Source organism: Spirillospora albida (genome assembly GCF_000718255.1).
GTDB classification, from domain to species: domain Bacteria; phylum Actinomycetota; class Actinomycetes; order Streptosporangiales; family Streptosporangiaceae; genus Spirillospora; species Spirillospora albida.
The window spans coordinates 64953-89084 of the sequence record NZ_JOFJ01000021.1; the positions used below are offsets into that span (position 1 = coordinate 64953).

Consider the following 24132-nt stretch of genomic DNA (forward strand, 5'->3'; position numbering starts at 1 on the left):
CGAACTCAAGGTCCAGCCCTTCGCGCCATGACCTGACTCACACCCGCGTCAGCGTGAGGGCGGCCAGTTCCTTGCGGGACGAGACGCCCAGTTTCGGATAGGCCTTGTAGAGGTGGTACTCGACCGTCCGGGGGCTGAGGAAGAGTCGCGCGGCGATGTCGCGGGAGCTGACGCCGTCCGCGGCGAGGCGGACGACCTGGAGCTCCTGCGGCGTGAGGCGGTCGAGCACGTCGGACGCGGTGGGCGCGGCGGCCGTGCGGGTCTCGCCGGTCGCACGCAGCTCGGCGCGGGCCCGCTCCGACCAGGGTGCGGCGCGCAGCCCGTCGAAGATCTTCAGAGCGGAGTGGAGCGGTGCCCGGGCGTCCGACCGGCGGCGGGCGCGGCGCAGCCACTCGCCGTAGAGCAGTTCCGTACGGGCGCGTTCGAAGGGGCGGCCGCCCTTCTCGTGCAGGGCCATCGCCTGGACGTAGGGTTCTTCGGCGTCGTCGAGAAGGGCCTGGCAGCGCAGCGCCACCGCCCGGGCCCAGGGCAGACCGCCCGCTTCGGACCATGAACGGAACCGCTCCAGCGGTTCGACGGCGCGTCCGGGGGCGCCGCCGCGCACGGCGGCCTCGACGAGGTCGGCGGTGGCCAGCATGACCTCGGGGGTGTGCCGACGCGGTCCGCGCACGGTCTCGTCCAGTCGGCGATGCGCGTGCTCGTAGCGGCCGAGGCCGAGGTCCAGCAGGCCGAGCGCGGCGTCGGCCTGCCCGCCGCCGGGCGCGTCCGCGATGAGCGCGTGCACCCGTTCCTCATCGCCCTCGATCGCCGCGAGCCGGGCCAGCCCGGCACCGAGCCGGACGGCGCGGCGCTCGAAGCCGGTGTCGCGGGCGATGGCCGTCGCCTCCGCGACCGTCGCCTCGGCGTCGCGGTGGAGCCCGGCGGCGATCTGGGCCCGGGCCAGGGCTTTGAGAACGGTGGGCAGCGCACCGATCAGGCCGTTCTCGCGGAGGTGCGCGGCCTCGACGGCGGCGAGTTCGAGAACGGCGTCGTCGTCGCCGAGCATCAGCGCCGTCGCGAGGCGATCCTCGGGTGAGTCCCCGCTCGACTCGGCCAGCGCGGGCAGCCCCCGCGCATAGTCGCCCTGGACGACGAGAGCCATGCCGTCGAGGGCCTCGTGCGGGTGCCCGGCCTCGCGCAGCAGGGCGGCGGCCCGGACGACGGACGCCGCGTCGCCGGACGTCCAGGCGTAGGTCGCGGCGGCGCGGAGCATGGCCGGCGCGTCGTCGGGCGCGGAGTCCGGCGCCCGTTCCAGGAGCATCCGCGCGGCCCGGCGGGGCTCGCCGCGTTCGTACTCGACGGTGGCGCGGACGCGGGCCAGCCGGGCGTGCTCACCGGCGTCGGCGGTCAGCCTCTCGGCCTGCCGGGCCAGCTCGTCGGCCTCTCCGGTGTTGCCGGTCCGCAGGATCGCGGCCGCGGCGGCGCCGAGGCGCCGGGCCCGCGCATCCGGGTCGGGTGTGAGGTCGGCGGCCTGCCGGTACAGCGACGCGGCGGTGGCGTAGCCATGGCAGTGGAGGGCCTCTTCGGCGGCCGCCTGGAGATCGGCGGCGACGCCCTCGTCCGGCGCCAGCGTCGCGGCGGCCCGGTGCCGGGCCCGGCAGCCCGAATCATCGGAGGAGCGGGCGAGCGCGTGGTGGACCGCGACCCGGCGGGCGGTCGCCGCCCCCTGGTAGGCGGCGGCCCGGACCAGGGGGTGGCGGAACGCGATGGCGGTGCCGGACACCTCCACCAGTCCCGCGCGCTCCGCCTCCGCCAGATCGGGCAGGCCGACGCCCAGCTCCCCGGCCGCGCCGAGCAGGCTGGGCAGCCAACCGCGGCCCTCCGCCGCGGCGATCAGCAGCATCAGCCGGGTGGACTCCGGCAACCGGTCGATCTGGGCCTGGAACGAGGCGACCACGCGGTCGGCGACCGGCAGCGGGACCGAACCGCTCGGGTGCCGTGCCCCGGCCGCCCCGAACTCGATCAGCGCGAGCGGGTTGCCGTCCGCCTCGAGGATGATCCGGTGCCGGGCGAAAGGGGCGATGCTCCGGTCGGCGAGAAGGCGTCCGGCCTCGTCGTCACCGAGGCGGGGGAGGTGCAACTCGGGGAGTCCCGTCGCGGGGAAGCCGTCGTCCCTGGCGGCGAACAGCATCACCACGCCCTCCGCGGCGAGCCTGCGCGCCGCGAACAGCAGCGCCTCGACGGAGGCGGAGCCGAGCCACTGCGCATCGTCGACGAGGCAGAGCACCGGGCCGTCCTCGGCGAGCTCGGCCAGCAGCGACAGGACGGCGAGCCCGGTGAGGAAGCGGTCCGGGCCGGGCGCCCCGTCCATGCCGAGGGCGGCGCGAAGCGCGGCGGCCTGCGGCCCGGGGACGGCGTCGAGGCGGTCGCGGACGGGCCACAGCAGGTGGAGGAGCCCGGCGAACGGGATGTCCCGTTCTGCCTCGAAGCCCGTCGCACGCAGCACGCAGGCGTCCGGAACGGTCGAGGCGGCCCAGGAGAGCAGCGCGGACTTGCCGATCCCGGCCTCGCCGCGCAGGACCAGGGCGCCGCTGCGCCGGTCCCGCGCGCCCGCGAGCAGGCCCGAGATCCGCGCGCGTTCGGTGTCCCTTCCGTAGATCACGCCTCCAAACTACGGGGCCGAAGTACCGAAACCATACGGATTCGGGCCATGGCGCCCGGCTCGTAGCTTCTTGATCAGTAACGACGACCGAGGAGCCGCGATGACGAAGGAACTGTTCGAGCCGGTGACCGTGGGAAAGCTGAAGCTGCCCAACCGCCTGGTGATGGCCCCGATGACCCGCAGCAGGGCCGTCCACGACGGCAAGGTGACCGAGCTGACCGCCGAGTACTACGCGCAGCGCGCCGGGGCGGGCCTGATCATCAGCGAGGGCGTCCAGCCGAGCGTCATCGCACAGGGCTACATCTGGACGCCCGGACTGCACACCGGGGAGCAGGTCGACGCCTGGCGGACGGTGACCGGCAAGGTGCACGCCGAGGGCGGCCGCATCTTCGCGCAGCTGATGCACGCGGGCCGGATAGGACACCCCGTCCTGTACCCGAACGGGGGGCTGCCGGTGGCGCCGTCACCCATCGCGTCCGGCGAGAAGCTGTTCACGCCGGACGGCGTGCTGGACCACCCGACACCGCGCGAGCTGACCCTCGAGGAGATCGCGGGAACGGTCGCGGACTTCGCCGCCGCCGCCCGCAACGCGATCGACGCCGGCTTCGACGGCGTGGAGCTGCACGGGGCCAACGGGTACCTGATCCACCAGTTCCTGGCCGACGGGACCAACCGGCGCACCGACGCCTACGGCGGCTCGATCGAGAACCGGATCCGCTTCGCGGTCGAGGTCGCCACCGCGGTCGGCGACGCGATCGGCCCCGAACGCCTCGGCATCAGGGTCTCGCCGGGCAACCCCTACAACAACATGACGGAGACCGACTCCGCCGACCTGTACGTCGCGCTGACGCGCGCGCTCGCCCCGCTCGGGCTCGCGTACGTGCACGTCATGGAGTCGGCCAACCGGGACATCACCGCGCTGATCCGCTCCGAGTGGCCGGGCACGCTGATCCTCAACCCGCACCCGACGCCGGAGTCGTTCCCCTCGAACCCGGAGGAGGGCGCCGAGGCGCTGCGGGACGGGGTCGCCGACGCGGTCGCGTTCGGCGAACTGTGGCTGGCCAACCCGGACCTGCCCGCCCGCATCCAGGCGGGCGGCCCTTACAACGAGCCCGACAAGGCCGCCTTCTTCGGCGGCGACAACCGCGGCTACACCGACTACCCGACCCTGGACGGCTGACCCGGCCGGGCGAGGCGACCAAGGGCAGGGCGGCCGCGCGGACGCGGCCGCCCTGCCCGCCTGTCGCCCTGGCCGCACCCGTCACGGAGCTGACGCTGGACGGCGGCGATGAGTTCGTCGGGGTACGCGGGTCTACCTCCCGACTGACGTCACCGACTCAACGGGGGTAGGTCATGGGCCTCATCCACATCGAACTGTTCGCGACGCTCGACCTCGTCGGGCAGGCGCCCGGCGGGCCCGACGAGGACCCGCTGGGGTTCCCGTTCGGCGGCTGGCAGGCGCCCCTCTTCGACGAGGTCGCCGGGGAGCAGGTCGCCTCCGCGTACGAGGGCACGGACGCCCTCCTGCTCGGCCGGCGGACGTACGACATCTTCGCCTCCTACTGGCCGCACCAGGACGACGAGTTCGGGGCGCTCTTCAACAGCGTCCCGAAGTACGTGGCCTCGCGCGGCAAGCCCGACCTCTCGTGGAAGGGGTCCGTGCAGCTCGGCCCGGATCTGGCGGGCGCGGTCCGCGATATCCGCGACCGGCACGAGAACATCAAGGTCGTCGGGAGCCTGAACCTGGTGCAGACCCTCCTGCGCGAGAAGCTCTTCGACCGGCTCGACCTCTGGATCCACCCGATCGTGCTCGGCGTCGGGAAGAAGGTGTTCGACGGCGGCGCGGTGCCCACGAACGTCACGCTCCTCGAACCGCCGGCGGCCGGTCCGAAGGGCACCGTGTTCCTGCGCTACGGGCTCGCCGAGGGCACTCCCGGGACCGGGGACATGGGCGAGCGCGGCTGAGCGCCAGGGCCCGGGGTGCGGTGGGCGGCCAGGCGGCGGAACATGCGCCGCTGGCCGCGGTACAGGCGGGGGAACTCGCGGTAGAGCCTCTCGTACTCGGCGCGCGCGGCCGGGTCGGGGGTGAAGACGCCGTCGATCCGGGTGCGGACGTCCTCGCGGCGGACGGCGCCGAGCGCCAGCCCGGCGAAGACCGCCTGGCCGCGCAGGTTCGCGTACACGGGGTCGGCGACACGCTCGATCGTGCGGCCGAGGACGTCGGCGTGGATCTGGCACCACAGGTCGGACAGTGCGCCGCCGCCGATGGCGCGGACCGGGTCCAGGCGGCGCCCGGCGAACCGCTCGACGGCCTCGTGCAGCCACCGGTTGTTGTACGCGACGCCCTCCAGGACGGCGCGGACGAGGTCGTCCTGCGTCGTGGTGAGCGACAGGTTGTGGAGGCCGGCGCGGGCGTCGCGGTCGTCGACCGGGGAGCGCTCGCCGTCCAGCCAGGGGGTGAAGATGACACCGCGGCTGCCGGGCGGGGCGGCGGCGGCGCGGGCGACGAGCCGCTCGTAGTCGGCGGCGGTGGTCGACGCCGCGCCGAAGACGGTCTCGTGCAGCCACTGCAGGCACCGGCCGCCGGTCTCGTGGTTGTCGGCGACGACGTAGGAGCCGTTCGCGAGGCCCGGGACGCTGGCGATCGAGCGGAGCACGTCGGTCTTCTTGAACGGGACGGACAGCCCGATCCAGGACGTGGTGCTGATGGCGAGGTGGGCCTGGAAGTCGTCCAGGGTGCCGGCGCCGCAGACGGCCGCGTGCAGGTCGGGCAGGCCGGTGACGACCGGCAGGCCCGGAGGGACGCCCAGTTCGGCGGCGGTGCCGTCCGGCACGTGGCCGACGATCGAGCCGATCGGCCGCAGCGGCGGGAGCCGGGACGCGTCGATCCCGGCGCGGCGGGCGAGGCCGGGGTCGTAGCGGAGGACGTCCGGGCGCCGGTTGTCGGTCAGCCACGCCGCCGCCATGGACGCGTGGGTGGCGGACGCGACGCCGGTCAGCCGCATCGTGAGGTAGTCGACCGGTTCCATGAACCAGCGGGCCGCCGCGTACACGTCCGGCCGCTCGTTGCGGAGGAACAGCAGGTGGCCGATGGGGTCGGCGCCGGACGGGGAGGGCGCGCCGCCGGTCCGGCGCACCCAGGCGAGGGCGTTGCGGGGCGCGAACCCGGCGACGGGACCGGCGATGAGGGCGCGGGAGTAGGGGGCGCCGCGGGTGTCGTCGTAGAGGAGGCAGTCGCCGACGGGGCGTCCCGCCGCGTCCACGGGGACGGTGCTCGCCCACTGGCCCGTGCAGGACGCGGCGATGATCTGGTCGGGCCGGACGGACGCGGTGACGCGGCGGGCGGCGGCGGTGACGAGGTCCCACCACCGGTCCGCGTCCTGCGTGGACGCGCCGCCGCCGGGGCGGTGGGTGGTGACCGGCGCGCACTCGCAGGCCGCGAGGTCTCCGGCGACCGTGACCAGGCCGACCTTAAGCCCCGTGGAGCCGAGATCGACCGCGAGGACGTACCGGGCGGTCATGACCGGGCCGGGGGCAGCGACTGGTGGGTGTCGAGGATCCCCGCCATGATCTGGCGGATGAAGCCGTCGGCCTCGTCGGTGAGACCGCCCTCGACGCCGCCGTAGACGGCGCCCGACATGGGGGCGGCGCCCGCCGCGTGCCGCTCCCTCGCGTACGGGACGGCGTCGGCGAGGTCGGCGGCGAAGGTCTCGGCGACGCCGGGGCGGGTCTGCGGCCGGGTCACCGCCATGTGGACGGCGTTCGGGTACTGCTGGCCGTTGAGCCGCCAGCCGCGCCCGGCCATGAAGTCGTACACGTGGTAGATGTCGAAGTCGTCCGAGGTGAAGCTGAACAGGAACGTCGGCTCGCCCAGGACGCGCAGTTCGGGATGCGACCGGACGGCGTCGATCATGCGGCGGGCGGTCGTGAAGATCTGCTCGGCGTGGCGGCGGTAGCCGGCGCGGCCGAGCGCGACCATCCCGGCCCAGGTCGCGGCGAGCAGGCCGCCGGAGCGGGAGCCCTCGATGCCGGGCGACAGGTACTTGCCGCCGCTCCATCCGGTGTGCAGGAAGTACAGCTCGTTCCGGAGGGAGCCGTCGCGGAACAGGAGCGTCGACGTGCCCTTGAGCCCGTACCCGTACTTGTGGGTGTCGGCGGAGATGCTCGTCACGCCGGGGACGCGGAAGTCGAAGCGCGGGATGTCGAGGCCGAGTTCCTCTCCGAAGGGGAGGATGAACCCGCCCAGGCAGCCGTCGACGTGGAGGCCGACGTTGCGGCTCAGCGCCAGGTCCGAAAGCTCCTCGATGGGGTCGATCGTCCCGTAGCCGTAGTTGCCGGCGGAGCCGACGACCACGATCGTGTCGTCGTCGACGAGTCCGCCGGCGGCGCCGACGTCGACCCGGGTCGTGCGGGGGTCGGCGGGCGCGTCCCGGACCTCGATGCCGAACAGGTGCCCCGCCTTGTCGAACGCGGGGTGCGCGGTCTCGGGCTTGACGAGGTTCGGGCGGGTGACGCCGCGCCCGCGGGCGGCGTCCCGGTAGGCGAGCATCGCGTGCAGGATGCTGCCGGTGCCGCCGGTCGTCACCACACCGGCGGGGGAGGTGCCGGTGACGGCGTCCGCGTGCATCAGGTCGAGGGTCATCGCGAGGATCTCGCCCTCGAACTTCGTCGCGCTGGGGAACATGTCGCGCTGCAGCACGTTGGCGTGGCCGAACAGCCCGTACGTCTCCGTCATGAAGGCGTAGTGGTCGTGGTCGCCGCAGTACACCGTGCCGGACGCCTTGCCGGTCTCCCAGAAGGCGTCCTCGCCGGCCGCCATGTCCCTGAGCTCGGCGAGGATCTCGGCCTGCGGGCGCCCTTCCTCGGGGAGCCGCGCGTAGACCTCGAACCGGTCGGCGTAGGGGTAGTCCGTCACGTGCGCCCGCCCTTCAGACCCGTCGTGCTGTCCTCACGATCGTGAGGTGGGCCACGGCGGAGAAGTAGGGACTTACGTCCCCCGTCGAGGGCCGATGGACCCGCCGTCCGCCCGGGGCGGACCGGGCGGACGGGCCGTGTGTCAGGCCGTGCGGGGGGTGACGAAGAGGCCCTCCGCCGTGACGCAGGCTTCGCCGCCCGCGTGGATGGCGCCGATCGTTCGGATCTTGCGGCCGTCCCGCGAGACGTGGCGGCCGGTGATCGTCAGGGGCTCGAAGAGCGGGGTCGTCCGGTGGTAGCGGAGGGTCAGTTCGGCGGTCATGCCGTGCAGGCCCGCCCAGCCGTTGGCGACGCCGAGGGTGTGGTCCAGGAGGAGTGCGGAGACGCCGCCGTGGACGCAGGACGGCGGGCCCTGGTAAGGCAGGTCTAGGGTGACCTGCGCTTCTATGGAGCCGTCGTCCTTGCCCGCGTAGCTGAGGGGAGGCGCGATCGGGTTCTCGCCGCCCGCCACGGGGTCGTGGTTGGGCCTGCCGTTGCCCCACATGTCGCGCAGGCGCGCCTCGACGGTCGGGGCGGTGGCGTCGAGTTCGTCCGCGATCTCGTTGAGGCGGTCGGCGATGGAGGCCATGTCGGCGCCGCCGAGGTCGCCCGCGCGGACCAGGCCGGCGATGACGCGGCGGGCCGCGGCGGCCGCGTCCTCGGCGGAGGTCGCGCGGGTGTCGGCGTACGGTTCGGTCGTCATGATCACCTTTCCGAGGGCTGCGGGTCGCGGGGCAGGCCGAGCAGCCGCTCGCCGATGATGTTGAGCTGGACGTCCGTGGTGCCGCCGGCGATCGACATGTTCCGCGAATTGAGGAACATCCAAGTGGGGTCCTGCATTCCGCCGGCGCCCTCTCCGGTGAGGGCTTCGGGGCCGATCCAGTCGACGGCGGTCTCCCAGACCTGCTGGATGTGCTCGACGCCGATCAGTTTGCCGATGCTGGATTCGGCGCCGGGCTGGCCGCCCGCGAGGGAGCGGAGCGTCGTGCGGAGGCCGAACAGGCTGCTGGACTGGGCGTCGCAGAGGATGCCGCCGAGCGTCGCCAGGCGGTCGGGGTCGTCGCCGACCAGCTTGAGGAGGGCCTCTCCCCCGCTGCCGAGGGACGAGTCGTTCGAAAGGGACACGCGCTCGTTCGCCAGGGTGGTGCGGGCGAGTCTCCAGCCGTCGCCCGGGGACGAGACCAGGAGGTCGTCCGGGATGAAGACGCCGTCCAGGAACACCTCGTTGAAGAGGGTGTCGCCGGTGAGTTCGCGGAGCGGGCGGATGTCGATGCCCGGCGACTTCATGTCGAGCAGGAAGTACGACAGGCCCTTGTGCTTCGCGACGGACGCGTCGGTGCGGGCGAGGAGGATGCCCCAGTCGGCCTCGCGGGCCATGGACGTCCAGACCTTCTGGCCGGTGATCGTCCAGCCGCCCTCGACCTTCTCGGCGCGGGTCGTGAGGGCGGCGAGGTCGGAGCCGGCGCCGGGTTCGCTGAACAGCTGGCACCAGCGGATGTCGCCGCGGAGCGAGCCGGGGAGGAAGCGCTCGTGCTGGGCGGGCGACCCGTGCGCGATCAGGGTGGGGACGACCCAGTTCCCGATGATCATGTCGTGGGCGCGGAGGCCCGCGGCGCGCATCTCCTCGGCGATGACGAGCTGGGTGACGGCGTCCGCGCCCTTGCCCCAGGGGGCGGGGAGGTGCGGGGACGTGTAGCCGCGGTCGGCCAGGTAGGTCGTGCGGTCCTTGCCGGTCAGGGCCTTCGCCGGTTCCAGTTCGGCCCGGATCTCCGTTCGGATCTTCTCCGCGTGCGGCGGCAGCTCCACACGCAGTTCGCGGCGGACGCCGTCCAGGGTGAGGGTCGCGACGCGGCGCCGCCACGTCGAGGTGGAGCCGAGCAGCACGCGGAGGGTCTGGCTGCGCCGCAGGTAGAGGCTCGCGTCGTGTTCCCAGGTGAAGCCGATGCCGCCGAGGGTCTGGACGCAGTCCTTGGCGGTCTGGAACGCGGCCTGGACGCTCGTCGCGCCCGCGACGGCGGCGGCGAGCGACGCCTCGCCGGGGGTGGACTCCCAGGCGCGGGCGGCATCCCAGGCGAGGGCGCGGGCCTGCTCGGCGTGGGCGAGCATGCGGGCGCAGCGGTGCTTGACGCCCTGGAACTGCCCGATGGGACGCCCGAACTGCGTCCGCACCTTGGCGTATTCGGCGGCCGTGGCCGTCGCCCAGTCGGCCAGGCCGGACGCCTCCGCGGCGAACAGCGTGGCGGCGAGGTCGAGGACGGTCTGCTCGTCGATCGCCAGCACCGTCACGGGCGCGCCCGACGCGGTGACGCGGGCCAGGCGGCGGGTCAGGTCGTGGCTCGGCAGGGCTTCGACCTGGACGGACGAGGCGGGCACGAGCACGTGGGCGGTCGTGCCCCCGTCCCGCGCGGGGAGGATGAAGAGGTCCGCCACCTGGGCGCCCAGCACGGGCTCGGAGGTGCCGTTCAGGACACCGTCCGTCAGCACCAGGCCGCCGGGGCGGAGACCGACCGCGCCGATCGCGGTGCCGTCCGCGAGACCGGGCAGGTGGTCGGTATGCCCGGCTCGGTGCAGGACGGCGCTCGCCAGGACGGTCGGCAGGAACGGTCCCGGCGTGATGGCGCGGCCCAGCTCCTCCAGGACGACGGCCAGTTCGAGCAGCCCGGCGCCCGCCCCACCGAGGTCGTCGGGCAGGTGGAGGCCGAGAAGCCCCTGCGCGGCGAGGTCGCCCCAGAACGGCGGGAGCCCGTCGGTCTCGGCGTCGACGGCGGTGCGCACGACCGCCTGCGTGACCTGGCGGGACGTGAACGCGCGCACGGCGTCGCGCAGGTCCCGGTGCTCCTCGGTCAGCCCGATGGTCATGTGGTTCCTCAGATCCGCTCGATGATGGTGGCCGTGGCGTGGGCGCCGCCCGCGCACATGGTGACGAGCGCGGTGGACCTGTCCGACCGTTCGAGCTCGTAGAGGGCCTGGGTGAGGAGGCGGGCGCCGGTGGAGCCGACGGCGTGGCCGAGGGCGATCGCGCCGCCGTTCACGTTGACCTTGTCCATGTCGGCCCGGTGGACGGACGCCCACGACAGCACGACCGACGCGAACGCCTCGTTGATCTCGACGAGGTCGATGTCCGCGAGCTTCATCCCGGCGAGTCGCAGGACGTGCTCGGTCGCCTCGATCGGGCCGTCCAGGTGGTAGTAGGGGTCGGAGCCGACCATGCCGGACGCGAGGATGCGGGCGCGCGGCCGCAGCCCCAGCTCGGCGGCGCGGTCGGCGCTCATCAGCAGGACGGCGGCGGCGCCGTCGCTGATCTGGGACGAGTTGCCCGCCGTGTGGATGCCGTCCGGGATGACGGGCTTGAGCGTGCCGAGCTTCTCCAGGGACGTCTCGCGCAGGCCCTCGTCGCGCGTGACGGCGCCGTGCTCGGTCTCGACCGGGACGATCTGCCCGGCGAACCGGTCCTCCGCCCAGGCTTTCGCGGCCTTGACCTGCGAGGCGAGGCCAAACGCGTCCACGTCCGCGCGGGTGATGCCGCGCTTGCGGGCGATGCGCTCGGCGGCGGTGAACTGGTCGGGCATGTCGAGTTCCCAGCCGTCCGGGGCGGGGCTGCCGGTCTCGGGGGTGAGGGCCTGGCCGAGGAACACGCGGCTCATCGCCTCGACGCCGCAGCCGATTCCGGTGTGGATCGCGCCGGACGCGATCAGGCCCGCGACCATGTGGACGGCCTGCTGCGACGATCCGCAGGCGCAGTCGATGGTGGTGCAGGCCGTCCCGTACGGGAGGCCCGTGTAGAGCCAGGCGTTGCGGGTCACGTTGTTGGACTGCTCGCCCGCCTGGGTCACGCAGCCGCCGACGACCTGGCCGACGGTGGCGGGCTCGACGCCCGCCTTGTCCAGGACGCCCTGCTGGGCGACGCCGAGGAGCGCGGCCGGGTGCAGCCCGGACAGCGCGCCCCTGCGCTTGCCGACCGGCGTCCGGACGGCGTCGACGATCACGACCTCGGGCATGGGGACTCCTTGCTTTCGTTCCGGTCGCCGGCGGGAGCGCTCGGCGCCGTGGTGGTTCGGGCGGGGCCGCGGCTCAGGACGTCGTCTCCGTCAGGAAGCGCTTCGCCCAGCGGTAGTCGGCCTTGCCGCTCGGGGAGCGGACGATCGCGCCGGTGAAGGCGATCACCGCCGGGATCTTGTATCCGGCGAGGTGGGTGCGGCAGTGGGCGCGCAGCTCGTCGACGATGGGGGGCGCGGCGTCCGGGCGCAGTTCGACGGCGGCGGCGACGCGCTCGCCGAAGCGGTCGTCGGCGACGCCGGCGACGAGGGCGTCCATGACGGCGGGGTGCGACTTGAGGGCCTGCTCGACCTCCTCGGGGAAGATCTTCTCGCCGCCGGAGTTGATGCAGCCGGAGCCGCGGCCGAGGACGACGACGGTGCCGTCTTCCTCGACGCGGGCCATGTCGCCGAGGATCGCCCAGCGCTTGCCGTCGATGACGGGGAACGTGGCGGCGGTCTTCACCGGGTCGTTGTGGTAGCCCAGCGGGACGTGTCCGGTGCGGGCGACGTGGCCGATCTCGTCCGAGCCGGGCTTGACGGCCTGCATCTCGGCGTCCACGACGATGACGCGGGGGTTCGCGGCGAGGCGCATCAGGCCGTCGTCGCCGACGCTGATGCGCCCGTCGACGCCGGACTCGGACGCGCCGAAGCCGTTGTTGACGAAGATGCCGGGGATCAGCTCGGCGAACTCCTCTTGGACGCTGCGCGACAGGATCGCGCCGCCGGAGCCCAGCACCTTGACCGACGAGAGGTCGTACTCCCCGTCGTGCGCCCGGATCGCGTCGGCCAGGGGGCGGGCGATCGCGTCGCCGACGACGGCGACGATGAGGGGCTTGTGCCGGTCGATGAGGCGGAGCGCCTCCACCGGCTCGAACCGCCGCATCAGGATCGTGGACGCGCCCATGAACAGGGCGGTGAACAGCGTGTACGCGGCGGCGCCGTGCATGAGCGGCGGGGTGAGGAGGTAGCCGATCGGCGGGCTCGCGGCGGCAGCGGCGGCGAGCGCCTCGGGCGTGCGGTGCGGTTCCCCGTACGGGTTGCCGCCGCTGAGGGCGGCGAAGTAGAAGTCCTCTTGGCGCCAGATCACGCCCTTGGGCAGCCCGGTGGTGCCGCCGGTGTAGATCATGTAGTGGTCGTCGGTGGACCGCTCCACGGCCGGGGCGGGCAGCGAACCGTCCGCGTCGTGGTCGGTGACCTCGACCCCGGACGGCCACCGCGGCGCCTCGTCCGGCGCATCGCCCGTCCGGACGACGAACACGCTGCGCAGCGCCGGGCAGTCGTCGGCGACCCGCGCCGCAGCCGGGGCGAACTCCGCGCCGACGACCAGCGCCGTGATCCCGGCGTCGGTGTAGAGGTGGTGCAGCTCCCGGTCGGTGTACCGGTAGTTGATGTTGATCGGCACCGCGCTGATCTTCAGGCAGCCGAGCAGCGTCTCGACGAACTCGATTCCGTTGAGCAGGTGCACGCCGACGTGGTCGCCGGGGCGGACCCCGGCGGCGTGCAGGCGGGCGGCGACCGTGCCGGCGCGCCCGTCCAGCTCGGTGAAGGTCAGCTCGCGGTCGCCGCAGCTCAGGGCCGGACGGTCGGGCACCGCCGCGGCCACCCGCTCGAACAGGCTCGCCAGGTTCAACGTCATGGCCGCAGACTAGAATTTATTCTGATCATCGACAAGCCCCGTCCCACTGACCGATCTAGCTGGCCTTACAGGACCACTCAGCGGGACCCTCCGGCTCGGAACTAGAATACGTACTAGCCTTCCGGAAGCATCGCGAACAGAAACCGGGAGCACCGATGAACGCTGATCTCTCGCTGGCGGGCCGGACCGCCATCGTCACGGGCGCGGGCGCGGGCCTGGGCCGCGCCGAGGCCCTCGCGCTCGCCGCGCGGGGCGCCGCCGTCGTCGTCAACGACATGGGTCCGGCCGCGGACGACGTCGTCGCCGAGATCGAGGCGGCGGGCGGACGGGCCCTCGCGGTGAAGGGCGACGTCGGTGACTGGTCGATGGGCGACACCCTCGTGTCCGCCGCCGTCGACACCTTCGGCGGCCTCGACATCCTGGTCAACAACGCGGGCGTGCTGCGCGACAAGATGCTGTTCAACCTGTCGGAATCCGACTGGGACACCGTCATCCACGTCCACCTCAAGGGGCACGCGTCGGTGTCGCGCGCCGCCGCCGTCCACTGGCGCGCCGCGAGCAAGGCCGCGGGCGGACCGGTCTACGGGCGCGTCGTCAACACCTCGTCCGAGGCGTTCCTGTTCGGCAGCGCGGGCCAGCCGAACTACTCCGCCGCGAAGGCGGGCATCGTCGCGCTGACCCTGTCCACGTCGGCGGGGCTCGGCCGGTACGGCGTCCGCGCCAACGCCATCTGCCCCCGCGCGCGCACCGCGATGACCGAGCAGCAGTTCGGCGAGGGCACCGCGCCCGGCGGCCTGGACGTCATGGCGCCCGAGCGCGTCGGGACGTTCGTGTCCTACCTCGCGTCCCCGGCGGCGGAGACGATCAGCGGGCAGGTGTTCGTCGTCTACGGCGACATGGTCGCGCTGATGGCCGCGCCGACCGTCGAGCAGAAGTTCACGGCGGACGGCGGCGTCTTCTCCGTCGAGGAGTTCGGCGAGAAGGTCACTCCGTACTTCGCGGACCGCGACCCGCACGCCACCTACGCCGCGTACAGCGTCGCCAAGCTCGACGACACCGGCACCAGCCAGTACTGACCGGACGCGAAAAGGCCGCCCTCCACCGGGAAGGGCGGCCTTTTCGCATCTGCCTAGAACACCGAGGGGCCGCGCAGGGTCGCCTCGGCGCCGCCGTCCACGTAGATGATCTGGCCCGCCATGTGGGTGTTGGCCGGGGAGATCAGCCAGGCCAGCGCCTCCGCGATCACGATCGGGTCGGAGTGGCCGTTCAGCGGCATCGGGACGGCCTCGTTCATGACCTCGACCATGCCCGCGTCCGCGAACAGCGGCTCGGTCATCGGCGTCTTGACGATGCCCGGCGCGATCGCGTTGAGCGGGATGCCCGCGCCCGCCCACTCGGCCGACACGGAGCGTGCGCGCAGCCACTGCTCGACCGCCGACTTCGACGACGGGTAGAGCATGAGCCCCATGTTGTTCTCGACGGCCTTGTCGGCGGCGGCGAGCGCGGCCGGCTCGTCGTCGTCCAAGCACGCGCGGACGACATCCTCCAGCACGCCCTGGGTGCCCGCGATCGACCCGACGACGGCGGCGCGCGGCCGCTCGGCGGCGGCGAGCGCGCCGCGCAGGCCGTCCAGGAGGGCGACCGCGCCGAAGTAGTTGACGGTCACCGCGAGCGGCGTCGGGTGCGCGACCCCGGCGCAGGCCACGACGGCGTCGAGGCGGCCGCCGCAGCGCTCCAGGACGGCCGCGACCGCAGCCGACCGGCCCTCCGGCGTGCCGAGGTCCGCGATGACCTCGGCGTCCTTCAGGTCGATCCCGATGACCTCGTCGCCGCGCTCGCGCAGCAGTTCCGCGAGCGTGCGGCCGATGCCGGAGGCCGATCCGCTGAGCGCGATGGTGCGTCCCATGACGTTCTCCTTACTGGTGCGAGCCGCCGTCGACGCGCAGGTTGACACCGGTCATGTAGGCGGCGTCCGACGAGCCCGCGAACGCGATCACCGAGGCTATCTGCTCGGGCTCGGCGATGCCGAAGGGTGCGAAGAGCCGGCCGTAGTAGCCGAGGTCGATGCCCTCGGGGAACATGTCGGCGTTGCGGGTCAGCGCGGTGTCGACGCTTCCGGGCGAGATCGGGACGACCCGGATCCTGCGGGCGCTCAGCTCCGCGGCGAGGCTCAGCGAGAACGACAGGACAGCGCCCTTGGACGCTGAGTACGCCGTCATGTACGGGTTGCCCTGGGTCGCCGACAGCGACGACGTGTTGATGATGACGCCGGTGCCGTCCGGGAGGTGCTTCAGCGCCTCCCGGCAGAACAGGGCCGTTCCGACCAGGTTGACGTTGAACAGCATGATCAGGTCCGCGACGGCCAGCGTCTCGATCGGGGTGGTCTTGTGGACGCCGGCGACGTTCACCAGGACGTCGATGCCGCCGAGGGTCGCGGCCGCCTCGGCCACGGTCTCGATCACGGCGGGCTCGTCGGTCACGTCCACCACGCGGGTCACGACCTTGCCGGGGCCGGTGGCGCCGGCGGCGGTCTCGGCCAGCCCCGCCTCGGAGATGTCGACCGCGCAGACCGCGGCCCCCTCGGCGACGAGCCGGTTCACCGTGGCCCGTCCGATGCCCGAAGCCGCCCCGGTGAGCAGCACCTTCACGCCGTCATAGCGATTCATAGCCGGACGCTAGCGAAGCCGCGGGGGCGTCGCGGCGCTCCGTCCCGATCACCGGGAGGGCGTCGTCTCCGCGTTGGAGCGGGGGGCGAGCAGCAGGCGGCAGGCGAGCCGGATGTCGTTCTCGATCTCCGACATGGACGCGCGGCCGTTCAGGCTCGACTGCAGGACGCCGTACCAGCACTGCATGAGCAGCCGCACGAGCGCGACGTCCTGCGCGGTGGGGACCTCGATGCCCGCCTGGCGCAGCACGATCTCCCGGAACGTCTGGTCGATCTTGATGGTGTCGGCGACGGTGGCGACGTCGGCGGAGTTGGACGCCCGGAACATCGACGCGGCGAGCACCGGGCGGCGCAGCAGCTGCCGGCTCGCGGCGATCAGCAGGTCGGTGACCGCGTCCTCGGGGGCGACGCCGGGGGCGGGCGGCGGCATGCTCTCCTCGAACCGGACGACCTGGTCGGCCATGACGGCGGTGAACAGGTGCGTCTTGGACGGGAAGTACCGGTACAGGGTGCCGATCGCGACCTCGGCGGCCTTCGCGACCTCGTGCATCTGGACGCGCTCGAGGGGCTTCTCGCCGCCGATCCGGGTCGCCGCGCGCAGGATGCGGAGCCGCCGGTCGTGCTGTTCGGGCGAGCTGGGCTCGGCCGACAGCCTGGCGGATGCGATCCTCGCCACGGTCCCCCCGTTCAGGCGCTCCTCGGTGCCGACATGCGGCGATGCGGTGACACACGACAATACATAGGGCCCCGGAGGGCCCCGGGGGTAACCCGGATACCGCTGAGTGAGACCGGCCGACCCCGCCCGAAGGACCGCGCTTACGTTGTGCCCGCGCCGAGACCGAAAGGGGCGGGACGTGGGGAACGCGGGAGCATCCTGGGACGGGGATTTCGACGTGCTGGTGGCCGGATCCGGCGCCGGGGCGCTGGCGGGCGCGCTGGCCGCCGCGGCGGCCGGGCTGCGCACGGCCGTGCTGGAGAAGACGCCGCTCCTCGGGGGCACGTCGGCGTACTCGGGCGCGGCGATCTGGCTGCCCGGCGGTCCGGTGCAGCGGCGGGCCGGGCTCGCCGACTCGACCGAGGCCGCGCGGACGTACCTGACGGCGCTGCTCGGCGACGAGGGCGGCGCGCATCGCGAGGCGTTCCTGGAGACCGCGCCGGAACTGGTCGAGTTCCTGGAGGACGACCCGGCGCTCGAGTTCAGGTTCCAGCCCTTCCCGGACTACTTCGCGGCCGAGGGGCGCGTCGAGAACGGCCGCTCGTTCATCCCGAAGCCGATCTCCGCCGACCGGCTCGGGGGGCTCGCGGACCTCGTCCGCCCGCCGGTGGAGCGGGACCGCGCCGGGCTCGGCCACGACCCGGACGCGCCGCTGATCCAGGGCCGGGCGCTCATCGGACGGCTGCTGCTCGCGTTCACGAACACGGGGAACGGCGTCGTGCGCACCCGAACCGCCCTGACCGGGCTCATCGTCGAGGACGGCCGCGTGACCGGCGTCAAGGCGGACACGCCCGACGGGCCGGTGCGGCTGCGGGCGTCCCGCGGCGTGCTGCTCGCCGCCGGCGGGTTCGAGGGGAACGCCGAGCTGCGGGACGCGGCGGGCGTCCCGGGCGACGCGGCCTGGACGATGGCGCCGGCCGGGGCCAACACGGGCGACGCGATCACGGCGGCGGAGCGGATCGGCGCGGCCACCGGCCTGCTGCGCGAGGGCTGGTTCTGCCCCGGCCTCGCGATGCCGGGCGGCGGGGCCGCGTTCACGCTGGGCCTGCGCGGCGGGCTGATGGTGGACGCGTCGGGCCGCCGGTTCGCCAACGAGTCCCTCCCCTACGACCGGATGGGCCGCGAGCTCGCCGCCGCGCCCGGCCGCGTCCCCGCCCACCTGGTCTTCGACGCGGCCTTCCCCGGCCTTCCCGCGATCTCCATGCCGAGCGCGGACCCGGCCGAGCACCTCGCCGCCGGCACCTGGGCGCGGGCGGACACCCTCGCGGAGCTGGCGCAGAAGATCGGCGTCGACCCCGCCGCCCTCGCGGAGACCGTCCAGCGGTTCAACGGCTTCGCCGAGAAGGGCGTGGACGAGGACTTCCACAGGGGCGAGGACGCCTACGACCGGTTCTTCGCCACCGGCGAGGGCCCGAACCCGTGCCTCGTCCCCGTCGCGGAGCCGCCGTTCACCGCGGCACGGGTCGTCCTGAGCGACCTCGGCACCAAGGGCGGCCTGCGCACCGACCCCGACGCCCGCGTCCTCACCGGGGACGGCGTCCCCATCCCCGGCCTGTACGCGGCGGGGAACACCAGCGCTTCGTTCACCGGCGCCGTCTATCCCGGCCCCGGCATCCCGATCGCGACCGGTATGGCGTTCGCCTACCGCGCCGTCCGGCACATCACGAAGGAGTCCGCTTGAAGCATGTGAAGACCCTCGCGGCGACGGCCGCCCTGGCCGTCGCCGCGACCGGCGCCGTCGCCGCACCGGCGGCCGCCGCGCCCGAGCGGCGCGGCAGGCTGCTCACCGTCCGGCCGCTGGCCAACGCGGCGGCGCTGCCGAGCGCCGCCGCCAACCGGTACATCACGTACACGTCGAAGGGCGTGGGCGGGAAGCGCATCACGGTGTCGGGCACCGTGGCGGTGCCGAAGGGCACGCCGCCGCGCGGTGGCTGGCCGGTGCTCAGCTGGGCGCATGGCACGACCGGCACGGCCGACGTGTGCGCGCCGTCCGCCGACACCCCGGCCGGTCCCGCGCACGACTACCTCGCCTTCACCGAGCAGTACCTCGACAAGTGGGTGGCGCGCGGCTACGCCGTCGTGCAGACCGACTACGAGGGGCTCGGCACGCCCGGCGGGCACCCCTACATGAACGGGGAGAGCCACGCGAACACGGTGCTGGACATCGTCCGCGCCGCCCGCCGGCTCGACCCGCGCATCGGCCGGGACTGGTTCGCCGCCGGGCACAGCCAGGGCGGCCAGGCGGCGCTGTTCACCGCCGCCGCCGACCGCCCGCCCCGCGACCTGCGGCTGCGCGGCGCGATCTCGGTCGCGCCGGGGTCGCACATGAGCGAGACCGCCGCCTACGTCCGCGCCGGGTACCCGGGTGCGGAGGGGGCGATGCCGTTCCTGTTCGTGATGCTGGCGGGCATGGAGGCGGCCGAGCCGTCGTTCGTCCCGGACGATCTGCTGACGGAGCGCGCCAAGCCGCTCCTCGACGCGGCCCGCAAGAGCGCGTGCACGAAGGGCCTGCGGGAGCTCGGCGCGGGCGTCCCCCCGACGGAGGTGTTCCGTCCGGACGCCGACCTCACGCAGTTCACCGCGTACTGGCGCTCGCAGGAGCCGATGGGCCTGAACCTGCAGGTTCCGACGCTGTTCCTGCAGGGATCCGCCGACAACCAGGTCACCCCGGGAGCGACGAAGGGCATCGTCGCTGACGTGTGCGGCCGGTACCCGAAGATCGCGTACAGCGAGTACGCGGGCCAGGACCACCGCGGTGTGATCAACGCGTCGTTCGACGAGGCGATCGCGTACACGGAGAACCTGCGCAAGGGCGGCACCCCGCCGACCACCTGCTGATCGAAGCCGGAAGGCGGCCCGCTCCCGTCGGGGGCGGGCCGTTCCGTGCCGTCAGACGAGGTTGTCCTCGACCGCCAGGCCGAACTCGCCCCGGCCGTACATGGCGAGGGCGCGTTCCACATCGTTCGCGACGTGGACGCTGCCCGCGTGGGCGTCGCGCCAGGCCCGCTCGATGGGGTTGCCGCGGTGCAGGGAGTTGCCGCCCGCCGTCTTGAACAGGATGTCGATCGCCGCGATGGCGCGCTCGGTGCCGCACACCTGGTCGCGGCGGGCCCGCAGCCGCGTCTCCATCGGGATCCGCTCGTTGCGGCGGGCGTGCGCCACGATCTCCCGGACGGACCGCTCGGTCTGCAGGACCGCCGCGTCGATCTCGGACGCCGCGCGCGCCACGGACACCTGGGCGAACTGGTCCTCGACGAACCGGCCGCCGCCGAGGCTGAGCCGGATGCGGTCGCGCATCGCGTCGACGTAGGCGCTGTAGCAGCCGGCGACGGTGCCGATGACGCTGGACGTGATCGTCATCGTGAACACCGTCCCGAACGGCAGCCGGTACAGCGGCCCCGTGTTGACCTTGCGGCCCGGGGAGCGGAGCCGCGCCTGGTCGAAGTTGCGCATCGCGCGGTGGTCCGGGACGAACACCCGGTCGACGACGATGTCGTGGCTGGCGGTGCCGCGCAGCCCCATGGAGTCCCACGTCTCGCGGATCTCGTACTCGGCGCGCGGGACGAGCACCGTCATGAAGTCGACGGGACGCCCCTCGGCGCCGACGACGAGCCCGCCGAGCAGCGCCCACGACGCGAACTCGCAACCGGACGAGAACCCCCACCGGCCCGACACCTCGTAGCCGCCCTCGACGGGGGTGAGCCGCCCGACCGGGGCGTACGACGAGGACACGAGCGTGTCGAGGTCGCGGCCCCACACCTCTCGCTGCGCCGCGTCCGGGAACAGCCCGAGATGCCAGGAGTGGACGCCGAGGACGGCCGAGACCCAGCCGGTCGAGGCGCACGCCCCCGAGATCTCGCGGACCGCCGCGTAGAACTCGGCGGGATCGCCCTCCCGCCCGCCGTACCGCGCCGGCTGCAGCAGGCGGAAGAACCCGGCCGCGACGAGCTCCGCGATCGACGCCTCGGGGATGCGGCCCGACGCGTCGACGTCCGGGGCGCGCTCGGCGATCCCGGGCAGCAGCCCGCGCACGGCCTCCAGGACCTCGTTGCCCATCTCCGTTCCTCCTACCGTCGCGCCAGCGCGTTCCCGCTGGTCCGCGCCCTATCGCAGAACAGTACGGGCGGCGCGGAGGAGGCGCCGGGACGTCCCGGCCACCGGGACTCGCCGGCCCGCGGCGTGACCTGCGACATACCGTGCGTTCCTGAAGACACCCGCCGTCCGAAGGGATGATCCAAGGTGACCGCAGTCGAGTCGGACGCGATCCGCCGCATCGAGGCGGAGGCGATCTCCAGCCGTTTCGCCCGGGGCTGGCACTGCCTGGGCCCGGCGGAGAAGTTCAAGGACGGCAAGCCGCACACGGTGCACGCCTTCGGCCAGAAGCTCGTCGTGTTCACCGGTGGCGACGGCAAGACGAACGTCCTGGACGCCTACTGCCGGCACATGGGCGGCGACCTGTCCCAGGGCACCGTCAAGGGCGACGAGATCGCCTGCCCGTTCCACGACTGGCGCTGGGGCGGCGACGGCCGCTGCAAGAAGATCCCGTACTCGCGGCGGGTGCCACTGCGGGCGCGGACCGCGGCGTTCCCCACGATGGAGAAGAACCAGCTCCTGTTCGTCTGGAACGACCCCGAGGGCAAGCAGCCCCCCGACGACGTGACGATCCCCGTCATCGAGGGCGTCGGCCGCGACGACTGGACGCAGTGGCGCTGGACGGAGCAGATCGTCCACACGAACGCGCGCGAGGTCATCGACAACGTCGTGGACATGGCGCACTTCTTCTACATCCACAACTCGTTCCCGACGTACTTCAAGAACATCTTCGAGGGCCAGACGGCCATCCAGATCATGAAGGGCAAGAGCCGCCCGGACGCCCGACGCGACGACGGCGGCGGCAAGGGCCCCCGGATGCTCGGCAACACCTCGGTCGCCGCGTACCACGGCCCGTCCTTCATGATCGACGAGCTGACGTACCACTACGAGGGCTACGACCTGACCTCGATACTGATCAACTGCCACTACCCGATCGACGAGAACTCGTTCTCGCTGCACTCGGGGATCATCGTCCAGCACAGTGACAAGCTGCCGGCGGCGGCCGCGGAGGCGACCGCCGAGAAGCTGTCGACCTTCATCCTCGCGGGCTTCCAGCAGGACGTCGAGATCTGGAAGAACAAGACCCGGATCGACAACCCCCTCCTCTGCGAGGAGGACGGCCCCGTCTACCAGCTGCGCCGCTGGTACGAGCAGTTCTACGTGGACGTCGCCGACGTCACCCCCGAGATGACCGACCGGTTCGAGTACGAGATCGACACGACGCGTCCGGTGGAGTCGTGGGAGCGCGAGGTCGAGGAGAACCTGAAGCGCCGCGAGGCCGAGGAAGCGCGGGCCTGATGATCCGCGAGGACGAACGGCTGCTCGACGGCGGCCCGCTGCTGCCCGTCCGCTGCCGGACGTGCGCGGCGGAGGTGCTGGCGCGCAAGGCGAGCTGGGAGCAGACGAGCATCCAGTGGACCGCCGAAGCGGCGGCCGCCTGCCATGAGCTGGGCGCCGACCCGCTCGGCACCTGCGGCGCGCTGCGCTCGGCGATCCAGGAGGCGGCGCTGGCCGGCACGATCACGGTGCTGGACGAGCACACCCCCGACCCCAGCACGATTCCGCATGACCACTGACGCCCTCGCCGGTCGCGTGGCGATCGTGACCGGCGCGGGCGACGGCATCGGCCGGGGCGTGGCCCGCCGCTTCGCCGCCGAGGGCGCCCGCGTCCTCGTGGCGGAGCTGAACGAGGAGTCCGGCTCCCGCGTCGCGGCGGAACTGGGGCCCGACGCCCGGTTCGTCCGCACGGACGTCACCGTCCGGGAACAGGTCGAGGCGATGGTGGAGACCGCCGTCGCCACGTGGGGTTCCGTCGACATCCTGGTCAACAACGCCTGGGGCGCCGGAACGGTCTCCCGCGTCGAGACCAAGACCGACGACCAGCTCGCCCGCGGCTTCGCCATGGGCTACTACGGCCCGCTGTGGGCGATGCAAGCGGCGTTTCCGCACATGAAGGCGCGCGGCTGGGGCCGCGTGATCAACATGTGCTCCCTCAACGGGGTCAACGCCCACATGGGCACCCTCGAGTACAACTCGGCGAAAGAGGCCCTGCGGACGCTGACCCGCACCGCCGCCCGCGAGTGGGCGCCGACCGGCGTCGTGGTCAACGCGATCTGCCCCGGCGCCAAGAGCGCCGCGTTCCGGCGCATGGCGTCCGAGCACCCGGAGATCGAGGCCGCGGCCGACCGCGCCAACCCGATGGGACGCCTCGGCGACCCTGAGGACGACATCGCACCCGTCGCCGTCTTCCTGGCGAGCGAAGGCGCACGCTACCTGACCGGAAACACCCTGTTCGTGGACGGCGGCTCCCACATCAACGGCGTCGCCTGGACCCCGGACCTGGACGGAGACTGAGTTGATCGAGAAGTACGGGCCCTGGGCCGTCATCGCCGGCGGCTCGGAGGGCGTCGGCTCGGCGTTCGCGCACCGCCTCGCGGACGCGGGCATCAACGTGGTGCTGATCGCCCGCAAGCCCGGCCCGCTGAAGGACACCGCCGAGGCCGTCCGCGCGAAGGGCGTCCAGGTTCGGACGATCGAGCTGGACCTGATCGCGCCCGACCCCCTCACCGCCATCCGCGAGGTCACCGACGACCTCGAGGTCGGCCTGCTGATCTTCAACGCGGGCGCGAACAGCTACGGCCACGAGTTCGTCACCGGCGACCTGGCCGCGTTCCAGAACGTCATCGACCTGAACATCACGGCCCAACTCGCCCTGACGCACCACTTCGGCGCCCTCATGAAGGACCGCGGCCGCGGCGGCATCATGCTGGTCGGCTCCCTCTCCGGCTACATGGGGCACGCGCAGATCAGCGTGTACGCGGCGGTGAAGGCGTTCGGCCGCATCTTCGCCGAGGGCCTCTGGCTGGAGATGCGCGAGCACGGCGTGGACGTCCTGGAACTCGTCCTCGGCGTGACCCGCACCCCCGCGATGGCGCGAGCCGGCCTCGACATGGACATCCCGGGCCTCCTCGTCGCCGAACCGGACGACGTGGCCCGCGAGGGCCTGGAGCACCTCGCCGACGGCCCGGTCTGGGTGGCAGGCGGCAACTACGAAACGGCCCAGAAGCGCAGCGGCTTCCCCCGCGACCGCAAGGTGGCCGCCGCCCACGCCGCCATGGCCCAAATACTCCCCAAACGCTGACCGGCTCACCAATTCGATGTCGACCTCACGCCCGTCCAGGTCGTGAGGTCATGGTCCACTCCGCCAGACCAATCGAGATCGAAATATTCACCCGACCTGGATATTGCGAATCCAGCCCTCCATGAGAGCACGATGGACCAGGACCGCGGTCTTTGAGGGGCCCCGCGCTTTCCGGACAGCTGACTGATGGTGATCTGCGGGCAGATCTACGCTGCTTGCTGCCGGTCCAGGTACTCGGTGTGGACCTCAAG

Annotated in this window: 20 protein-coding genes; 9 read left to right on the forward strand and 11 right to left on the reverse strand. The window is 73.0% G+C overall.

From position 1 onward, the window contains the following. Positions 1 to 37: 37 nt before the first annotated feature. Positions 38 to 2641: a helix-turn-helix transcriptional regulator gene (locus IE99_RS0124315; RefSeq protein ID WP_030175370.1), complete on the reverse strand. Its 2604-nt coding sequence runs from the start codon at positions 2639 to 2641 to the stop codon at positions 38 to 40. 100 nt (positions 2642 to 2741) lie between these two features. Here IE99_RS0124315 and IE99_RS0124320 point away from each other — a divergent pair, with 100 nt between their 5' ends. Both IE99_RS0124320 and IE99_RS0124325 read left to right on the forward strand, forming a co-directional pair. Next, on the forward strand, positions 2742 to 3821 hold the full coding sequence (locus IE99_RS0124320; protein WP_030175372.1) for an alkene reductase: 1080 nt from the start codon (positions 2742 to 2744) through the stop codon (positions 3819 to 3821). A gap of 173 nt (positions 3822 to 3994) precedes the next feature. Continuing rightward, the gene (locus tag IE99_RS0124325) at positions 3995 to 4606 is read left to right on the forward strand and encodes a dihydrofolate reductase family protein (protein WP_030175375.1); all 612 of its coding nucleotides are present in this window, start codon (positions 3995 to 3997) and stop codon (positions 4604 to 4606) included. Here the strand turns inward: IE99_RS0124325 and IE99_RS0124330 are convergent. The 6 genes from IE99_RS0124330 to IE99_RS0124355 all read right to left on the reverse strand — a co-directional run bounded on the left by IE99_RS0124330 (position 4552) and on the right by IE99_RS0124355 (position 13267). Further along, positions 4552 to 6162, reverse strand: coding sequence for a xylulokinase (locus tag IE99_RS0124330; RefSeq protein ID WP_084219897.1), 1611 nt, complete (start codon positions 6160 to 6162; stop codon positions 4552 to 4554). The genes IE99_RS0124325 and IE99_RS0124330 overlap by 55 nt on opposite strands. Then, positions 6159 to 7556, reverse strand: coding sequence for a pyridoxal phosphate-dependent decarboxylase family protein (locus IE99_RS0124335; protein ID WP_030175381.1), 1398 nt, complete (start codon positions 7554 to 7556; stop codon positions 6159 to 6161). Before IE99_RS0124335 ends, IE99_RS0124330 begins: the two co-directional genes overlap by 4 nt. Before the next feature lie 141 nt (positions 7557 to 7697). Then, positions 7698 to 8297, reverse strand: a complete 600-nt coding sequence (locus tag IE99_RS0124340) for a PaaI family thioesterase (RefSeq protein WP_030175384.1) — start codon at positions 8295 to 8297, stop codon at positions 7698 to 7700. 2 nt (positions 8298 to 8299) lie between these two features. After that, on the reverse strand, positions 8300 to 10453 hold the full coding sequence (locus IE99_RS0124345; protein WP_030175387.1) for an acyl-CoA dehydrogenase family protein: 2154 nt from the start codon (positions 10451 to 10453) through the stop codon (positions 8300 to 8302). Positions 10454 to 10461: 8 nt separating this feature from the next. Then, a complete protein-coding gene (locus IE99_RS0124350; protein WP_030175390.1) occupies positions 10462 to 11592 on the reverse strand; it encodes a steroid 3-ketoacyl-CoA thiolase in 1131 nt (376 codons plus the stop codon). Between the two features lie 73 nt (positions 11593 to 11665). Next, entirely contained in the window at positions 11666 to 13267 is a 1602-nt protein-coding gene (locus IE99_RS0124355) for an acyl-CoA synthetase (RefSeq protein ID WP_030175393.1), read from the reverse strand. Positions 13268 to 13422: 155 nt separating this feature from the next. Between IE99_RS0124355 and IE99_RS0124360 the strand changes: the two genes are divergently transcribed. Next, positions 13423 to 14343 carry a 3-oxoacyl-ACP reductase gene (locus IE99_RS0124360; RefSeq protein ID WP_030175396.1) on the forward strand — a complete coding sequence of 307 codons (921 nt, stop codon included), beginning with the start codon at positions 13423 to 13425 and terminating at the stop codon, positions 14341 to 14343. A 53-nt stretch (positions 14344 to 14396) separates the two neighbouring features. Here IE99_RS0124360 and IE99_RS0124365 read toward each other — a convergent pair whose 3' ends face one another. From IE99_RS0124365 to IE99_RS0124375, 3 genes are read right to left on the reverse strand one after another with little or no spacing between them, the layout of a single operon-like run. After that, positions 14397 to 15173: an SDR family oxidoreductase gene (locus IE99_RS0124365; RefSeq protein ID WP_030175405.1), complete on the reverse strand. Its 777-nt coding sequence runs from the start codon at positions 15171 to 15173 to the stop codon at positions 14397 to 14399. 10 nt (positions 15174 to 15183) lie between these two features. Beyond that, positions 15184 to 15933: an SDR family NAD(P)-dependent oxidoreductase gene (locus IE99_RS0124370; protein ID WP_030175408.1), complete on the reverse strand. Its 750-nt coding sequence runs from the start codon at positions 15931 to 15933 to the stop codon at positions 15184 to 15186. A 48-nt stretch (positions 15934 to 15981) separates the two neighbouring features. Further along, a complete protein-coding gene (locus IE99_RS0124375) occupies positions 15982 to 16608 on the reverse strand; it encodes a TetR/AcrR family transcriptional regulator (RefSeq protein WP_030175410.1) in 627 nt (208 codons plus the stop codon). Between the two features lie 178 nt (positions 16609 to 16786). On the opposite strand from IE99_RS0124375, the gene IE99_RS0124380 reads away from it, so the two are divergent. Next, positions 16787 to 18328 (forward strand): FAD-dependent oxidoreductase, encoded by a 1542-nt coding sequence (locus IE99_RS0124380; RefSeq protein WP_030175412.1) that lies wholly within the window; start codon positions 16787 to 16789, stop codon positions 18326 to 18328. Positions 18329 to 18333: 5 nt separating this feature from the next. Beyond that, positions 18334 to 19485: an alpha/beta hydrolase family protein gene (locus IE99_RS0124385; RefSeq protein ID WP_245623326.1), complete on the forward strand. Its 1152-nt coding sequence runs from the start codon at positions 18334 to 18336 to the stop codon at positions 19483 to 19485. A gap of 51 nt (positions 19486 to 19536) precedes the next feature. Here IE99_RS0124385 and hsaA read toward each other — a convergent pair whose 3' ends face one another. Next, positions 19537 to 20703, reverse strand: coding sequence for a 3-hydroxy-9,10-secoandrosta-1,3,5(10)-triene-9,17-dione monooxygenase oxygenase subunit (gene hsaA / locus IE99_RS0124390; RefSeq protein WP_030175418.1), 1167 nt, complete (start codon positions 20701 to 20703; stop codon positions 19537 to 19539). 183 nt (positions 20704 to 20886) lie between these two features. On the opposite strand from hsaA, the gene IE99_RS0124395 reads away from it, so the two are divergent. From IE99_RS0124395 to IE99_RS0124410, 4 genes are read left to right on the forward strand one after another with little or no spacing between them, the layout of a single operon-like run. After that, on the forward strand, positions 20887 to 22038 hold the full coding sequence (locus tag IE99_RS0124395) for a 3-ketosteroid-9-alpha-monooxygenase, oxygenase component (RefSeq protein WP_030175421.1): 1152 nt from the start codon (positions 20887 to 20889) through the stop codon (positions 22036 to 22038). Beyond that, a complete protein-coding gene (locus tag IE99_RS0124400; protein ID WP_245623325.1) occupies positions 22038 to 22316 on the forward strand; it encodes a ferredoxin in 279 nt (92 codons plus the stop codon). The genes IE99_RS0124395 and IE99_RS0124400 overlap by 1 nt, the downstream gene beginning before the upstream one ends. Continuing rightward, positions 22306 to 23094: an SDR family NAD(P)-dependent oxidoreductase gene (locus IE99_RS0124405; protein WP_030175426.1), complete on the forward strand. Its 789-nt coding sequence runs from the start codon at positions 22306 to 22308 to the stop codon at positions 23092 to 23094. The genes IE99_RS0124400 and IE99_RS0124405 overlap by 11 nt, the downstream gene beginning before the upstream one ends. 1 nt (position 23095) lies before the next feature. Then, positions 23096 to 23881: an SDR family NAD(P)-dependent oxidoreductase gene (locus tag IE99_RS0124410; protein WP_030175429.1), complete on the forward strand. Its 786-nt coding sequence runs from the start codon at positions 23096 to 23098 to the stop codon at positions 23879 to 23881. Positions 23882 to 24132: the final 251 nt, after the last annotated feature.

Coding starts and splice junctions, on each gene's coding strand:
- IE99_RS0124320 (WP_030175372.1), top strand. CDS start 2,742: ATGACGAAGGAACTGTTCGAGCCGGTGACCGTGGGAAAGCTGAAGCTG.
- IE99_RS0124325 (WP_030175375.1), top strand. CDS start 3,995: ATGGGCCTCATCCACATCGAACTGTTCGCGACGCTCGACCTCGTCGGG.
- IE99_RS0124330 (WP_084219897.1), bottom strand. CDS start 6,162: ATGACCGCCCGGTACGTCCTCGCGGTCGATCTCGGCTCCACGGGGCTT.
- IE99_RS0124340 (WP_030175384.1), bottom strand. CDS start 8,297: ATGACGACCGAACCGTACGCCGACACCCGCGCGACCTCCGCCGAGGAC.
- IE99_RS0124345 (WP_030175387.1), bottom strand. CDS start 10,453: ATGACCATCGGGCTGACCGAGGAGCACCGGGACCTGCGCGACGCCGTG.
- IE99_RS0124350 (WP_030175390.1), bottom strand. CDS start 11,592: ATGCCCGAGGTCGTGATCGTCGACGCCGTCCGGACGCCGGTCGGCAAG.
- IE99_RS0124355 (WP_030175393.1), bottom strand. CDS start 13,267: ATGACGTTGAACCTGGCGAGCCTGTTCGAGCGGGTGGCCGCGGCGGTG.
- IE99_RS0124360 (WP_030175396.1), top strand. CDS start 13,423: ATGAACGCTGATCTCTCGCTGGCGGGCCGGACCGCCATCGTCACGGGC.
- IE99_RS0124365 (WP_030175405.1), bottom strand. CDS start 15,173: ATGGGACGCACCATCGCGCTCAGCGGATCGGCCTCCGGCATCGGCCGC.
- IE99_RS0124370 (WP_030175408.1), bottom strand. CDS start 15,933: ATGAATCGCTATGACGGCGTGAAGGTGCTGCTCACCGGGGCGGCTTCG.
- hsaA (WP_030175418.1), bottom strand. CDS start 20,703: ATGGGCAACGAGGTCCTGGAGGCCGTGCGCGGGCTGCTGCCCGGGATC.
- IE99_RS0124400 (WP_245623325.1), top strand. CDS start 22,038: ATGATCCGCGAGGACGAACGGCTGCTCGACGGCGGCCCGCTGCTGCCC.
- IE99_RS0124405 (WP_030175426.1), top strand. CDS start 22,306: ATGACCACTGACGCCCTCGCCGGTCGCGTGGCGATCGTGACCGGCGCG.